Raw genomic sequence first — 14061 nt, 5'->3', positions numbered from 1 at the left:
GGTGGCCACTATGAAGTCTGAATACGAGCTGTCCCTCAAGGATTACATCGCCATCATCAAGGACCGTGCGCTGCTGCTCGGGGTGACCATCGTGGTCATTCTGGCCATCAGCGTGGCGATCGCGCTGAGCGTGCCACCGTTGTATCAGTCCACCGGCACCATTCTGGTCGAGTCGCAGCAGATCTCGCCCGAACTGGTTTCGGCCAACAACAGCAGCTTCGCCGATGAGCGCATCGAGGTGATTCGCCAGCGAGTGATGACCCGCGACAATTTGCTGCGGATCATCGACAAGTACCAATTGTTTGCCGACAAGGGCCGCCAGTTCAGCGAGTCGGACAAGATCGATCAGATGCGCAACACGATCGTGGTCAACACCCTCAGCACCTTCGTCAAAGGCCGCGGTGAAACCACTGTAGCCTTCAACGTGTCCTTCGAGCACAAGCGTCCCGAGGTGGCTCAGGAAGTCGCCAACGAGCTGGTCACGCTGTTCCTCAATGAAAATGTCAAGCAGCGCACCGAGCGCGCCACCGAAACCACCGAATTCCTTACCCAGGAGGCAAACAAGCTGGGCGCTGAACTGGCCACCCTGGAAAATCAGCTGGCTGACTTCAAACAGGCGCACGCCAACACCTTGCCTGAGAACCAGGCGTTGCGCATGAGCATGTTGTCCCGCGCCGAGCTTGAATTCCGCGAGATCGATCGTGACTACAAGGCCGCTCAGGAAGAGCTGCGCTACCTTGAAGTCGAGCTGTCTGCCGCCAACGCCGGTGTCACCAGCAAAGCCGATGGCAGCCGCGGCGGTGCAGCTGACTTGCCGCAGGATCTGCCCAGCCTCAAGGCTGAATACGCTCGCCTGCTGACCACGTACACCGAAGCCCACCCCGATGTGATTGCCGTCAGACGCAAGATCGATGCGCTGCAGGCGGCAGGTGGCGGTCCTAAAGCGTCTTCGGGCGTCAGCCTCGAGGTTGCCCGCGCCCGTACCAAAATCGGCGCCGCGCAGCAGCGCATCGCCTCGCTGGTTGAGCAAAAGCGTCAGCTCTCGGCCAAGATCGAAGGCTACGAGGCGGAGATCCTCGAGGCGCCGCAGGTCGAACGCGGCCTGGTCACGTTGATGCGCGACCACGACAACGCCCGCAAGAAGTACGAGGAAATCCGCGCCAAGGAAATGGGCGCAAAAATCACCGAAAGCCTGGAGCAGGAAAACAAGGCCGAGCGCTTTGTTCTGCTCGAGCCGCCGCTGTTGCCGGAAAAACCCGTCAAGCCCAATCGCAAGAAGATCGTCGCCCTCGGCGCGGTACTGGCACCGGCTGGCGGCGCGGCACTGGTGATGCTGATGGAAATGCTCAACCAGCGCGTGCGCGGAGTTGGCGCACTGGAAAGCGTGGTCGGCAAGCGGGTACTGGTTGCGGTGCCGTTCATCGCCACCCAGGCTGAACTGGCCAAACGCAGGCGCTGGCGAGTACTGGCGGTGCTTGCTGCACTGGCACTGGTGGCTATCATGTTACTCATGGTCCACCTGTTCTACATGCCATTGGACCTTCTGCTTTATAAAGCTATGGCTCGGTTTGAATAGGGAAAGCAGCGATGGACAGACGTACGCCGGCTACTGGAAGCAACCTTCATCCTGTAACAGCGAGTGCCGCGCAACCAGCACCGGTGCTGCAGCAGCCCGAGGCCTTGGGCCAGTTCGATTACGTCAACACCACGGTGGTGCCACTGCGCGCGGAGCACCTGGAGCGGCATCGAATCGTCGCCTACAACAAGAACTCGAACATGAGTTGGGCCTTCGACCTGTTGCGCACGCAAGTGCTGCAAACCATGGAAGAGAACGGCTGGCGGACCTTGGCGATCACTTCGCCAACGCCTGAGGCCGGCAAGACCGTGCTGGCCATCAACCTGGCCATGAGCATCGCCCACCACACCACCAAGACTGCGCTGCTGGTTGATTTCGACCTGCGCCGGCCGCGGGTCGGCAGCAGCCTGGGCTTGCCGATGGGCAAGGCGCTCAACGAATACCTGAACAATCAGGCTGGGCTGGAGGAGGTGCTGGTCAACCCGACCCTGCCGCGCTTTGTCGTGCTGCCGACCCGTGAGCCGGTGCCATTGTCCACCGAGGTGCTGTCCTCGCCCAAGGTGAACAACCTGATCCATGACCTGCGCGAGCGTTACGAGTCACGCATCTGCATCTTCGACCTGCCGCCGTTGCTCAGCTCCGACGATGCAATCACCGTGCTGCCCAAGTTCGACTGCGTGCTGCTGGTGGTCGCCAACGGCAACAACAGCAAAAAGGAAATCGAAGACTGCCTGTACCACCTGGCCACCGCCAACCTGATTGGTGCCGTGCTGAACAAGGCCGAAGCGCAGACTCGCTCTTACTACTGAGTAGTGTTCAACCCTGACCAACCCTTGGTGTTTAGCGCCAGGGGTATTGCTGCTCCCAGTTCCAGGCATGGCCAAGGATGTCATCAAGCAGTGGGTACTGGGTGTGCCAGCCGAGGATCTGTCGAGCTTTACTCGCGTCGGCCACCAGGCTCGGCGGGTCGCCGGCACGGCGTCCTGCCTCGATGACATTGATTGACCGCCCCGTGACACCGCGAGCGGCAGCTATCACCTGCTCCACGGAAAAGCCCTCGCCATTGCCCAGGTTGAACGCCGTACTGGCGCCGCCGGCCTGCAGGTAGTCGATCGCCAAGGCGTGCGCCGAGGCGAGGTCGTTGACATGGATATAGTCGCGGATGCAGGTGCCATCCGAGGTGCTGTAGTCGCGGCCAAACACGGTCACTGCCGGGCGCCGACCTGAGGCCGCCTGCAGGATCAATGGGATCAGATGGGTTTCCGGCTCATGACACTCGCCCAGCATGCCATCGGGGTCAGCCCCAGCCGCATTGAAGTAGCGCAGGCACACCGAGCGCAGCCCGTAGGCGCGATCGAAGTCTTCGAGCATCTGCTCGACCATCCATTTGCTGCGTCCATAGGGGTTGATCGGCGCCTTTGGATGGGCCTCGTCGATCGGCACATACTGGGGGTCGCCGTACACTGCGGCGGTCGACGAGAACACCAGCTGCCTGACGTCTGCCTGCATCATCGCCTGGAGCAGGCAGAGCGTCGCGGCGACGTTGTTCTGATAATACTTGCCGGGGTCACTGACCGATTCGCCCACCTGGATGAACGAGGCGAAGTGAAACACCGCATCGAAGCGATGAGAGGCAAACAGCGCATCCAGTGCTGGCCGGTCGGCGATGTCCAGATTGACCCAGACGACCCCACTGTGGGCCGGCATGACGTCGGCGACCACAACTTGATGCCCCGCCAGCAGCAAGTGCTTGACCATATGTGAACCGATGTAGCCTGCGCCGCCGACAACCAGAAACTTCATCCAATTCTCCTGGAATCTGTAGTTGTTCCGTCCACTCCTGGGTGGGTCAAACAGGTGCATCTAAGGCGGGTCGAGCAAACGCGGACTAAAGCTGACTTCTGAGAGGGTAGGTGGCAAAAAAGGCTATTTCAAGAACAGCCAATTACTCATGTGCTGGCCATCGAAAGTGATCACATAGCGCCCGTCCTCGTAGCTGACGGGCAACTGCTGCTGTTTGCCGGTATACAGCTTCAAACCTGGCCCAGCCTTGATGCTGACGCGACCTTGCAGCGGCTCGACGTGAAACGGCGTCATGTCATCCGGGCGCGGCACCGCGCGGGTGGCCAACGAGATCAGCAGCTCGCGTGACTGGCTGAACGGTTTGCCATCCAGGCTTTGCACGGCCACGCTCGCGTATGGCGTTTGCAGGTCGAGCCCCAGTTGCGCGAGGCTCATCGAACGCCCGCCCAACCAGCCGGTCGCCGCTTGGGTCAGCGGGGTGTCGATGGTATACACGCCTTGCTGCCAGTTGCGTTTGAGCTCGCCAGTGTCAGAGCTGGACTCGCTGGCATCGGCTGCCAGCAACGATTGGTCCGGGTCCTGCAGCACCTGCGCGCCCGCAGCAATGGGGCTGGGCCGCAGCCAGGGCAGCTCGGGGGAGGCCGGTAGGGCGATCTGCAACTGGCCTTTTTCCATTGCGCTGCGCAGCAGGACCGAGTTGGCCGGGGTGATCAGGCGGTTGAACAGGGTGGCGGGTGAGGGCGCAAAGACGTAGCGGGTCTGCGCGGGCTGCACATCACCGCGCCGGTAGAGCAGGGCGGCGGCGGGCATGGTCGCCATCAGGCCAGGGTCGTTGTAGGCGTTCCAGTTGTCGGCGCGGATCCACTGGGCGATGAAAGCCTGCTGGCTGTAGGCGTACTGCATCATCGCGTCCCAGCCCTGATGGCTGGCGGTGCCGGCAATGTACAACGGCAGCGAGTGACGATCGGGGCTGGGGAACGGCTGGGCGTTCCACTCGGTCACGCTCATCGGCAGGCCGGCAACCTGCGCCGCAGCCAGCCAGTTAACAAGGTTGTCGCTGGTCAGCGGGTTTTTTTCCAGCTGGCCGCTGGCACCGTAGCTGTGGGCATCGATCATGTCGCCAGAGGTCAGCGCCGGTAGCGTACTCAGGCCATTGCCGCCCCAACTGCTGGTGGTGACGATCGGCACTTTCACGCCGAGCCCGCGCAGGTGCTCGATCAGGCTGACGTTGAACTGGTGCTCGAGGTCGTTGAGAAACAGCTTCGACGGGCCAGGTTCCCAGGCACGCCAGGTGCGGTCTGCCGGCAAGTCGTGGCGCTGGGCAAAGGTTTTGGCCAGCTCCATGTAGCGCTGACTGTGGCGCGGTACGCCCTTGTCCGGCAGCAGCGCGTTGCCATAGTGCTGGACGATGTCGTTTTCATTGGTCAGCAACAGCGCAGCAATCGCCGGATCATCCTTGTAGGCCATGCCGGTGTAGGCGTTGACATGGGTGACGTACTGCTCGGCAAAGCGCTTCATCGCTTGCTGGATCGAGGCGTTGACGTAGGCATAGCCTTTGAGGTCGATGTAGTTCTTGCCCTTGGCCAGCTCGGCGAAATCGCTGATCTGGTCGTTGATGGTCAGTACCCGTTCGACGTGCATGTCCAGCCAGACGTAGATGCCTTCGTCCTTCAGGCACTTGATCCACCAGTCGAGCTTGCGCAGCGATTCGGCATTGAGCTGTTGGGTATCGCGCAGTTTGCTGACATCGCCAAAGATATTCGGGCTGACCCAGGGCGAATCGTGGTGGTGCAGGCGGATCAGGTTGAAGCCCAACGCTGACAGGCGCTTGGCCTGTTGCTTGATCTCGTCGTCGGGGGTGTTGTACAGCGCATAGGCAGACAGATTGGTCCCCCAGAAGCGCACAGGGGTGTTGTCGGCAAAGGCCAACTGCTCGCCGTCCGCCTTGACGAAGCCGCGCTTGCCGGCCGGTTTCTCCCCGGCATTGAGAAATGACAGGTCGACCGGAGCGGTGCGCCAGTCGAGCTGGTCATCCGGCCAACTGTTCGGGTCGGCCAGGCCAAAACGTTCTTCCGTGGTCTGGCCAATGTCGATATCGCCGCTGACCGTGAGCGTCGCCTTGATCTGCTGGCGACCGGGTACAATCGGGTCCTCATAGAAAAACGCACGTATTTCACTGGGGTCGCCGCGTTCCATGAACACTCTGGCCAAGGCGGGCTGGAAGCGCATCTCGATGCGTCGGCCCTGGGCATCGTTGCCCCATGACCAGCCACTGTTGCCCGGCAGCAACACCGGCTTGCCCATCTCGCCGGCAATCAGCGCCGGGTCGAAGTTGAACACGATGCCGCCGCCCATGATGTCGGTTTTCCTGCTGTGGGCGTCAAGGGTGATGTCCCAGCTCAGGGTCTGTGCCTGCGGCTTGGCGATGCTTGCGGTCAGATCAAAGTCGAGGTCCTTGCTCTTGCCCATCAGGCTGTAGGCATAGGGCGCATTGACCTTGAGCGCGGTGTAGAAGCCGGTCCAGCTCCAGTCCGCGCCCCAGAAGTCGAAGCGTGACGCCATGACCGGGCCGCCGCCACGGGTCAGGCTCGGCAGGCCATTGCTTTGGTCGACGCTGACTGACCACTCTGCCGTCCACGCCGGCAGCGGCAGCAGCACCAGAGCGAGCAGGGCCGAGGCCCGCATGAGGGGGCGCATACGCAGTGAGGTCATTGTCATTACCTGGATTGAAGGCTGGCGAATGCGCTACCGGCTTCGGCCTGGCGGGCACGGCGCACCATCTGTATGTAAGCCACGCTTACCCCGGCAATCGACCAGTACACGACAGGGATCACGGTAATACTGCTGACGGTGAAGATGATCACCAAAATGCCCAGCAACGTCGCCAACAGGGCGCGGCCGAGCAGGCGACCTTCTTCGTTGCGGTCGGGGAAGGCGCGCAGCGCCTTGCGCAGGCCGAACAGGATGCTGACGAAGAAGCCGACAAACAACGTCAGCCCGACCAGCCCGACCCGCAGGGCCAGGTTGATATAGGTATTGACGATGTCGATGATGCCTTCGCCCTGGATCATCGACTGCATTTCCGGGGTATTGCGGAAGTCGAACGAGCCAAACAGCGGATTGCGCTGGATCACGATCCATGAGTTGTCCAGCAGGCGCTCGCGGTAGGTGATGTTCTCTTTTTCCAGGTTGCCAATGAACGGCAGCAGGTCGAGCACCTTTTCCCCGCCAGGCATCACGCTCAGCAGCGGCAGCGCCAGCACACCGGCCATGGCCAGCAGGCTCAGGCGCTTGACCGCGTTGCGCCCGGTGGCGATGAATACGCCGACAATGATCACCGCACCGATCCACGGCCCGCGTGACAGCGGCACGATCAGCCCGGCCGCCAGCAGCAATGCGCCGAGCAGGCACTGCAAACGGCTGCGTACATAGCTACTGAGGAACAGGAACAGGCCTATCGCCACGCTGATCACGTAGCCCAGCGCAATCGCCTGGCCGGTGGTAGCACTGGCCCGCAGCGAGCCGCCGCGGCTGAGGTAGCCGGACATGCCCCACTGGGTGCCCATGGCATCGGTCAGCGCGTTGTATAGCAGCCAGTGGCGGGAAAACTCGGCCACGGCAATCAACGACAGCAGAAACGCCGCCAGCACGAACGCCAGCAGCGCATCCTTGAAGTCGCTGATCTGCTTCAGGCCGCGGCTGGCAACGTAGTAGGGCAGAAACACATCCGTGTACAGATAGAAGCTCTGGCGCAAGGTATCGGTCAGGGTGGTTTCGCGCAGGTACAGCAGGCCCATCAGAATCAGGCTGGCCGCCAGCAGCTTGTCCGGCAGGGTGCGGCCGAAGGCCAGGGTGTCGCCTTGTCTGCTCAGGGCCAGTGCGGTGGGCAGCAGCAGGCACAGCGACAGCAGGCGGATGTGGTTCATCTCGAACAGGTAATTGACCACGCCGAAGCCGGGTATTTCCACCGACGCCGGCGGGATCAGGAACAGCAGGATAAAAAACAGTGCCAGCACATTGTGTTCACGGCGCCGCACCACATACAGGATCATTGCGGTGGCGGCGGCATATAGCCAGAAGCTGTGGGAAAAAAACGCCAGTAGGGTCAGGCCAAACCAGAGGTTGCGGCGGCGCTTGAAGTCCGCCGGCGGAATGATATCCAGTGCCGGTTTGCGCGCCATCACAAACACCACGCTGGCCACGAACAAAATAACGATCAGTGCACGAAAATGTTCTGGCATTGGCTAGGGCACCTATCCCTGGATTATTGAGACTCGCATCATGGCTAATTGAAACTATAGTGACTTCTAGCCATTCAGTCAGAGATTGAAGTCATGCCGTCGATTGAAGCGTCCGCTGCCGTGAGCCTGCGCTCCAGGGCAATCTGGGCCGGAGCCTGGAACCTGGTGTCGCTGTTGGCTTCACAGGGCATGCGGCTGGGCGGCAACCTGATCATGGCGCGGCTGCTGTTGCCGGAAATGTTCGGTGTGATGGTCATTGCCGGCACGGTTTCGATGCTCCTGCATTTGCTGTCCGACGTCGGTCTGCGGCAAAACATCATCCAGAGCACGCGCGGCGACGATCCGCTGTTTCTCAATACCGCCTGGACCGTGCAGATCGTGCGCGGTTTCGTGCTGTTTGGTCTGACCCTGCTGTTGGCACTGGCCGCCTGGTATGCCCAGCGGGCTGACCTGTGGCCTGCCGAGTCGGCCTACGCTGCCCCCGAGCTGCCGATGGTGCTGGCTGCCACTGGCCTGTCGGCGATCATCTGGGGCTTTCAGTCGACCAAGATAGATGTGGCGGTGCGAACTTTCCAACAGAAGCGCGTGGTTTTGATCGAACTGGCGTCGCAGTTCATCGGATTGCTGGCGATGTTGCTGATTGGTTACTTCACCCGTTCGATCTGGTCGTTGGTGCTGGCCGGGTTGATTTCGGCGCTGGCAGGCACCTTGCTTGGCCACCTGGCGATGCATGGCCATGGCAACCGCCTGCAGTGGGACCGCGACGCACTGCAGGAGCTGATCGTGTTCGGCCGCTGGATCCTGTTGTCGTCGATGGTCGGTGTGCTGGCGATGTACGGCGACCGCATGTGGTTCGGCGCGAGCATGACGGTGGCGCAACTGGGGGTGTACTCGATTGCAGTGTTGATTCTAGGCGCGATCCAGACCGGGCTGTTGCGCCTGGGCGGCTCGGTGGCCTTGCCCGCGTTCAGCGAGGCAGTCCGGGAAGGCGACATGGAGCGGCTCAAGCGCCTGTATTACCGGTTCAAGCTGCTGGTCGACCTGGCCATGCTGTTTACCTGCGGCGTACTGCTGACTGCCAGCCCGTTGCTGATCGGCTGGATGTATGACGAGCGCTATGCCGAAGCCGGCCCGATGCTGGCGATTCTGTCGTTGTCGTTCTTCACCCTGCGTTACACCATGTCGCATCAGCTCTGGGTGGCCCTCGGCCTGACCAAGTATCAGGCCATGGACAACATCATCCGGCTGGTTTCGCTGTGGGCCTTGTTACCGCTGTTGCTCGCCCTGGGCGGCGTCGAATACGCGATCTGGGGGGTCGCCCTGCACACCTTGCCGACTTTGATCCTGGTGGTCTGCGTCAACTGCAAGCTGGGCATGTTCAGCCTCAAGCGCGAGCTGGTGGTGCTGCCCATGCTGGCGGTCGGGGCGTTGTTCGGCGTTGCGGTCACGCATTTTTTCGCCTGGCTCTGACGCTTGTCGGGCCAGCTACTAAGATGTCAATAATCCACGGGCACAGGTCTTGGAATTATGGGGAAGCTTGAATTTTGCAGTCGGCTGTCCGGTCGTAGAGGCTTTCTTCGGGGTTGTGTGGTGTTGGGGATCGGCGGGGCGATGTTTGGCGTGGGTGCCAGCGCGGTGGCAAAGCCTGCCGAGAAAAAGGCCGGGTTCGTGGTGATAAACGGCTGGGTATTGCCTGCTGACTATTTTCGGGACGGGCCAGCATGATCAAGGACTATCAGGCAGACAAAACGCTGCGCGATGATTACGACGTGTGCATCGTCGGTGCCGGCCCAGCCGGCATCACCCTGGCCCTGCGCCTGGCCGCCGGCGGTTGGCGGGTGGTGCTGCTCGAAGCGGGCGGTCATGAATACACCCCGCAGTCGCAGGCATTCTACAAATGCACCTCGACCGGCCTTGAGCTGTACGCTGAAGAAACCCGTCTGCGCTATCTGGGCGGCACCTCAAACCATTGGGCAGGGCGCTGCCGCCCCTTCACCGCATCGGACTTCTCTGTGGCACCACCCGGCGAAATGCCCGGCTGGCCAATCGCCTATGCGGAAATCGAGCAGTACCTTGCTGCTGCCATGGACATCGTCGATCTGCCCGCAGGCGCCGAATTTCACACCATGAATGCCGGGCTGAAGGGCGGCGAGTTCGAAGCAGACCGGTTTCTGCTCAGCCCGCCCACGCGCTTTGCGCAAAAATACGCAGCAGCGCTCAACGACACCCCTGGCCTGGACGTGTTCATCAACTGCAACTGCGTCGATATCGAATTCGCTCAGGATACTGGCCGCGTCGGGGCTGTACTGGTGTCCGACTACAACGGCCAGCGCGCGCGGTTGCAGGCCAGGCACTTCATCCTCGCCACTGGCGCGATCGAGAACGCCCGGCAGTTGCTCAACAGCGAGTCGCTGCGCGCCGCTGGCGTGGTCAGCAAGGACGGCCCGGTCGGCCGCTGCTTCATGGAGCACCTGAACGTCGATATGGGCACCTTTATCCTCAAGGACGGCGAGGATACTGAGTCACGCCAGTACTACACCACCGACGCCTTCGTTGCCGAGTACCAGGCGGGCAAGGGCAATGTTTCCACGGCGGTGCTGGCCGATGTACAGACCTACGGCAGAACTGCCGAGGTGAAGCACTTTCTGGAAAACCTCGCCTGTGAAATGGGCGTGGCCAGCAAGGTCGAGTTCATCGCCAAGTTCAGTTGTCCTGGCGACGGCATCATCGGCACCATGATCGAGCAGTTTCCCAACCGGCAAAGCCGTATTTCCTTGCTCGACGAGAAGGATGAGCTGGGCGTGGCCAAGGTCAATGTCAATTGGGTGGTGAGTGCAGACGACCGGCATACCATCAAGTGCATCGGCGCCGAGATGGCCAAGCAGTTCGCCGAAATGGGCCTGGGCTTCGTCAAGCTCAACGATTTTGTCTACGAGAGCAGCGTGCCACTGAAGATGGCCCCGCATGCGCATCACATGGGCACCACGCGCATGGCCGCTTCGCCTGAGTTCGGCGTGGTGGATACTGACTGCAAGGTGTTCGCGACCGACAATCTGTATGTCGCCGGCAGCAGTATTTTCGCCAAGGGCGGCGCCTCCAACCCGACCATGCCGCTGATCCAGTTTGCCCTGCGCCTGGCCGATCACCTCAACGCCAGGCTCCGGGCAGCAAGCGGTGCGGTTGTTTGAACGAGTAGTTGCTTCACTGCGGTTGATAACGGGTTGGGTGCGCAAACGGTCGCAAGGACAAAACGAGACCGCAGACGCCTCAGCAACAGTCCAGGGATTGCTTTATTGGCGAGGCAAGCAGCATGTATGGATGGATACGCAACACAATCACGTCGTTTGTGTACTCGACCGGGCGCGGTGGCGCGGCCTATAAAAAAATCTGCAACCCCAATGCCCGTGACTGGGGCGCGTACATGGCGCGCTGGGGCAAGTTCTATTCGGTCGGTACCAATATCCACATCAACCCAGGCTGCAACATCACCGACCCGGCGCTGTTGCGCCTGGGCAGCAATGTCGGCCTGTCCGACTGCACCCTGATCGGCCACGATGCCGTGGTGGCATTGATCGAGGTGTGCTACGGCAAACAGCTCGATTCGGTGGGCTTCATCGATATCAAGGACAACTGCTTTGTCGGTCACGGTGCCATCGTCATGCCGCGGGTGACCATCGGCCCCGACTCGGTAGTGGCGGCAGGCTCGGTGGTGACCAAAGACGTGCCACCCGGCACGGTGGTGGGTGGTAACCCGGCCAGGTTCATCTGCACCACTGCCGAGATGATCCAGCGCGTCGAGGAACGCTGTAATGCCTACCCCTGGATCGACCTGATCAAGAAGCGCGAGGGCGCCTACGACCCGGCACTGGAACCGATGCTGGCCGAGGTCAGGCGCCAGTACTTCTTTGGAGACAACAACAATGGCTAGCAAGCCGGTCGACGTCATGGTCGTCAACTTCAACACCGGCGCCTTGTTGCAGCCGATGTTCGATGCCCTGCGCCGCGCCGACAGCGAAACCCTGGCCAGCTATCTGGTGGTGGACAACGCCTCGGTCGACAACTCGCTGGAACGCCTGGCCGAGGTCTGTCCCGAGGCGCTGCTGGTCAGCAATCGCGACAACGTCGGTTTTGGCCGCGCCAACAATCAATTGCTCGAGCACCTGCAGGGCCGCTATGCGTTGTTGCTCAATACCGACGCCTTCGTCGCCAGCGACACCCTTGAAAAAACCATCGCCTACATGGACCAGCACCCGGACTGCGGCGTGCTCGGCGTGCGCCTGGAAGGACGCGAGGGCGACCTGCAGCCGTGCTGCCGCTACTTTCCCACGCCCTTGAACGTGTTCATTGCGCGTACCGGCCTCAAACGCCTGTTCCCGGGCGTGAAGATGGTCGATGAAATGAACTGGGACCATGACTCGGTCCGCGAATGTGACTGGCTGCCGGGCTGTTACTACCTGGTACGGCGGGAAGTGCTTGATCAGGTCGGCTTGTTCGATCCGCGTTACTTCCTCTATTACGAGGAAGTCGACCACTGCAAGCGGGTCAAGCAGGCTGGCTGGAAGGTGGTGTTCTATCCGCACACGACGGTGGTGCACATCGGCGGCGAGAGCTCCAAGTCAGTGGCCAAGCTCGAGGCTGCCAGCCGGCAGATCTCGGCTTATCAGATCGAAAGCGAACTGCTCTATTTTCGCAAGCACCACGGCGTCTTGGGGCTGATCCTGCATATGCTGCTGGTGTGCGTGGGCGATCTGGTCCTGGCCCTCAAGGCCTTGCTCAAAGGCCGCGGCTGGCCAGCGATCAAGGCGTGCTGGCAGCACAATGTGGCAACCTGGAAGCTGCTGTTTGCCACGCGCCTGGCCAGCCAACCGACACGCTAGGAGAGCCCATGTTCGACAAAATTCGCGCTGACTTGCAGGCCTACGGCGGCGACTGGGGCGCCCAGGGCTTCTGGGTGATGCTGGTCTACCGTTTTGGCCGCTGGCGTTACGGCGTGCGCCCGGCGCTGCTACGCAAGTTGTTTTCGCTGATCTACAAAGTGCTGTTCAAGTTTGTCCAGATCATTACCGGCATCGAGCTGCCTTGCGAAGTCGTGGTCGGGCGCAATTTCGTCATCGATCACTTCGGCGGCATCGTCATCAGTGGCTATGCTCGATTTGGTGACGACTGCCGAATTCGCAATGGCGTAGTAGTGGGGCTGAAAAACGTCAGCGAGCCGATTGCGCCGATCATCGGTAACAACGTCGATATCGGTGCGGGTGCAAAAGTGCTGGGCAACATCCGCATTGGCAACAACGTGGTGATCGGTTGCAACGCTGTGGTGTTGATCGATGTGCCGGATGACGCCCTGGCGGTCGGAGTGCCAGCAACCGTCAAACTGAAAAAACCTGCATTGTTGGCGCAGGATTGATGACAGCAGAGTGAGCAGGTGCGCGCGGTTGCGCTCCGGTTTGGCGAGTGAGGCTCATGGTGACAGGTATCGGCGTAGTGGTGATTGGTCGGAACGAGGGCTTGCGACTGGAGCGTTGCCTGGCCTCGCTTGCAGGGTCAGCGGAGCAGGTGGTGTATGTCGATTCAGGCTCCAGCGACGGTTCGCTGCAACGCGCTGCTGATCATGGTGTGGCAGTACTGGCGCTGGATCTATCCATACCGTTCACCGCGGCGCGAGCGCGCAACGAAGGTTTCGCCTGCTTGCAGCGGCTGATGCCCGGGATGCGCTACGTGCAGTTCGTTGACGGGGACTGTGAAGTGGCCCGTGGCTGGTTGCCCGCCGCGCAGGCTTTTCTCGATGCCCAAGGCGATGTCGCGGTGGTCTGCGGGCGGCGCCGTGAGCGCTTCCCTGAGCACTCGGTGTACAACCTGCTGTGTGACCTTGAGTGGGACACGCCGATCGGCCAGGCCAAGGCCTGCGGCGGCGATGCGTTGATGCGCGTCGAGGCATTTTTGTCGGTGTCGGGCTTTCGCCCGGAGCTGATTGCCGGCGAAGAGCCGGAGCTGTGCGTACGCCTGCGCAAGCGGGGCTGGAAGATCTGGCGGCTGGACGCGGAAATGACCTTGCATGATGCGGCCATGACCCGTTTCAGCCAGTGGTGGCAGCGCACCTTGCGCGGCGGCTATGCCTTTGCCGAGGGCGCCTGGTTGCATGGCGCGGCGCCCGAGCGGCACTGGCGGCGCGAGTCTCGCCGAGCCTGGCTGTGGGGCCTGCTGATTCCGCTGTTGATCATCCTGCTCAGCCTGGTGCTTGGGCCGGTGTGGTTGCTGCTGCTGTTGATCTATCCGCTACAAGCGCTGCGGCTGGCCCGTCGCGGCGCTCGCTCACCGCGTGAGAACTGGCTGCAGGCGGTGTTTCTGGTGCTGGCGAAATTCCCCGAGATGCTCGGCCAGGTCAAGTTTTTGTTGAACAGGTTTGCCGCCGGCAAGTCGGGTTTGATCGAGTACAAGTGA

11 protein-coding genes are annotated in these 14061 nt (G+C 61.5%); 8 read left to right on the top strand and 3 right to left on the bottom strand.

The window, feature by feature from the left end:
* Window positions 1–10: 10 nt before the first annotated feature.
* Together CXQ80_RS11775 and CXQ80_RS11770 are read left to right on the top strand one after the other, a co-directional pair.
* Entirely contained in the window at window positions 11–1576 is a 1566-nt protein-coding gene (locus CXQ80_RS11775) for a Wzz/FepE/Etk N-terminal domain-containing protein (protein ID WP_101319597.1), read from the top strand.
* An 11-nt stretch (window positions 1577–1587) separates the two neighbouring features.
* A complete protein-coding gene (locus tag CXQ80_RS11770; protein WP_101319595.1) occupies window positions 1588–2385 on the top strand; it encodes a CpsD/CapB family tyrosine-protein kinase in 798 nt (265 codons plus the stop codon).
* Between the two features lie 31 nt (window positions 2386–2416).
* On the opposite strand, the gene galE is transcribed toward CXQ80_RS11770, so the two are convergent.
* The 3 genes from galE to CXQ80_RS11755 form a co-directional block, all read right to left on the bottom strand.
* Entirely contained in the window at window positions 2417–3379 is a 963-nt protein-coding gene (galE, locus tag CXQ80_RS11765; RefSeq protein WP_101319593.1) for a UDP-glucose 4-epimerase GalE, read from the bottom strand.
* A 123-nt stretch (window positions 3380–3502) separates the two neighbouring features.
* The gene (locus CXQ80_RS11760; RefSeq protein WP_101319591.1) at window positions 3503–6091 is read right to left on the bottom strand and encodes a cellulase family glycosylhydrolase; all 2589 of its coding nucleotides are present in this window, start codon (window positions 6089–6091) and stop codon (window positions 3503–3505) included.
* A gap of 5 nt (window positions 6092–6096) precedes the next feature.
* Complete coding sequence (locus tag CXQ80_RS11755) at window positions 6097–7620, bottom strand: O-antigen ligase (RefSeq protein ID WP_101319589.1); 1524 nt, start codon at window positions 7618–7620, stop codon at window positions 6097–6099.
* Window positions 7621–7713: 93 nt separating this feature from the next.
* Between CXQ80_RS11755 and CXQ80_RS11750 the strand changes: the two genes are divergently transcribed.
* The 6 genes from CXQ80_RS11750 to CXQ80_RS11720 all read left to right on the top strand — a co-directional run bounded on the left by CXQ80_RS11750 (window position 7714) and on the right by CXQ80_RS11720 (window position 14061).
* The gene (locus CXQ80_RS11750) at window positions 7714–9090 is read left to right on the top strand and encodes an oligosaccharide flippase family protein (protein ID WP_101319586.1); all 1377 of its coding nucleotides are present in this window, start codon (window positions 7714–7716) and stop codon (window positions 9088–9090) included.
* A gap of 251 nt (window positions 9091–9341) precedes the next feature.
* On the top strand, window positions 9342–10808 hold the full coding sequence (locus tag CXQ80_RS11740; protein ID WP_101319582.1) for an FAD-dependent oxidoreductase: 1467 nt from the start codon (window positions 9342–9344) through the stop codon (window positions 10806–10808).
* A gap of 122 nt (window positions 10809–10930) precedes the next feature.
* A complete protein-coding gene (locus CXQ80_RS11735) occupies window positions 10931–11548 on the top strand; it encodes an acyltransferase (protein ID WP_101319580.1) in 618 nt (205 codons plus the stop codon).
* Window positions 11541–12497 carry a glycosyltransferase family 2 protein gene (locus CXQ80_RS11730; protein WP_101319578.1) on the top strand — a complete coding sequence of 319 codons (957 nt, stop codon included), beginning with the start codon at window positions 11541–11543 and terminating at the stop codon, window positions 12495–12497. Before CXQ80_RS11735 ends, CXQ80_RS11730 begins: the two co-directional genes overlap by 8 nt.
* Window positions 12498–12505: 8 nt before the next feature.
* A complete protein-coding gene (locus CXQ80_RS11725) occupies window positions 12506–13027 on the top strand; it encodes a serine O-acetyltransferase (protein WP_101319576.1) in 522 nt (173 codons plus the stop codon).
* Between the two features lie 56 nt (window positions 13028–13083).
* The gene (locus tag CXQ80_RS11720; RefSeq protein WP_101319574.1) at window positions 13084–14061 is read left to right on the top strand and encodes a glycosyltransferase; all 978 of its coding nucleotides are present in this window, start codon (window positions 13084–13086) and stop codon (window positions 14059–14061) included.

This window comes from Pseudomonas sp. 02C 26 (assembly GCF_002843585.1).
GTDB lineage: Bacteria > Pseudomonadota > Gammaproteobacteria > Pseudomonadales > Pseudomonadaceae > Aquipseudomonas > Aquipseudomonas shirazensis.
This window is presented reverse-complemented; position numbering and strand designations above follow the sequence as displayed.

Coding starts and splice junctions, on each gene's coding strand:
- CXQ80_RS11755 (WP_101319589.1), bottom strand. CDS start 7,620: ATGCCAGAACATTTTCGTGCACTGATCGTTATTTTGTTCGTGGCCAGC.
- CXQ80_RS11725 (WP_101319576.1), top strand. CDS start 12,506: ATGTTCGACAAAATTCGCGCTGACTTGCAGGCCTACGGCGGCGACTGG.
- CXQ80_RS11770 (WP_101319595.1), top strand. CDS start 1,588: ATGGACAGACGTACGCCGGCTACTGGAAGCAACCTTCATCCTGTAACA.
- CXQ80_RS11730 (WP_101319578.1), top strand. CDS start 11,541: ATGGCTAGCAAGCCGGTCGACGTCATGGTCGTCAACTTCAACACCGGC.
- galE (WP_101319593.1), bottom strand. CDS start 3,379: ATGAAGTTTCTGGTTGTCGGCGGCGCAGGCTACATCGGTTCACATATG.
- CXQ80_RS11735 (WP_101319580.1), top strand. CDS start 10,931: ATGTATGGATGGATACGCAACACAATCACGTCGTTTGTGTACTCGACC.
- CXQ80_RS11750 (WP_101319586.1), top strand. CDS start 7,714: ATGCCGTCGATTGAAGCGTCCGCTGCCGTGAGCCTGCGCTCCAGGGCA.
- CXQ80_RS11760 (WP_101319591.1), bottom strand. CDS start 6,091: ATGACCTCACTGCGTATGCGCCCCCTCATGCGGGCCTCGGCCCTGCTC.
- CXQ80_RS11720 (WP_101319574.1), top strand. CDS start 13,084: ATGGTGACAGGTATCGGCGTAGTGGTGATTGGTCGGAACGAGGGCTTG.
- CXQ80_RS11775 (WP_101319597.1), top strand. CDS start 11: ATGAAGTCTGAATACGAGCTGTCCCTCAAGGATTACATCGCCATCATC.
- CXQ80_RS11740 (WP_101319582.1), top strand. CDS start 9,342: ATGATCAAGGACTATCAGGCAGACAAAACGCTGCGCGATGATTACGAC.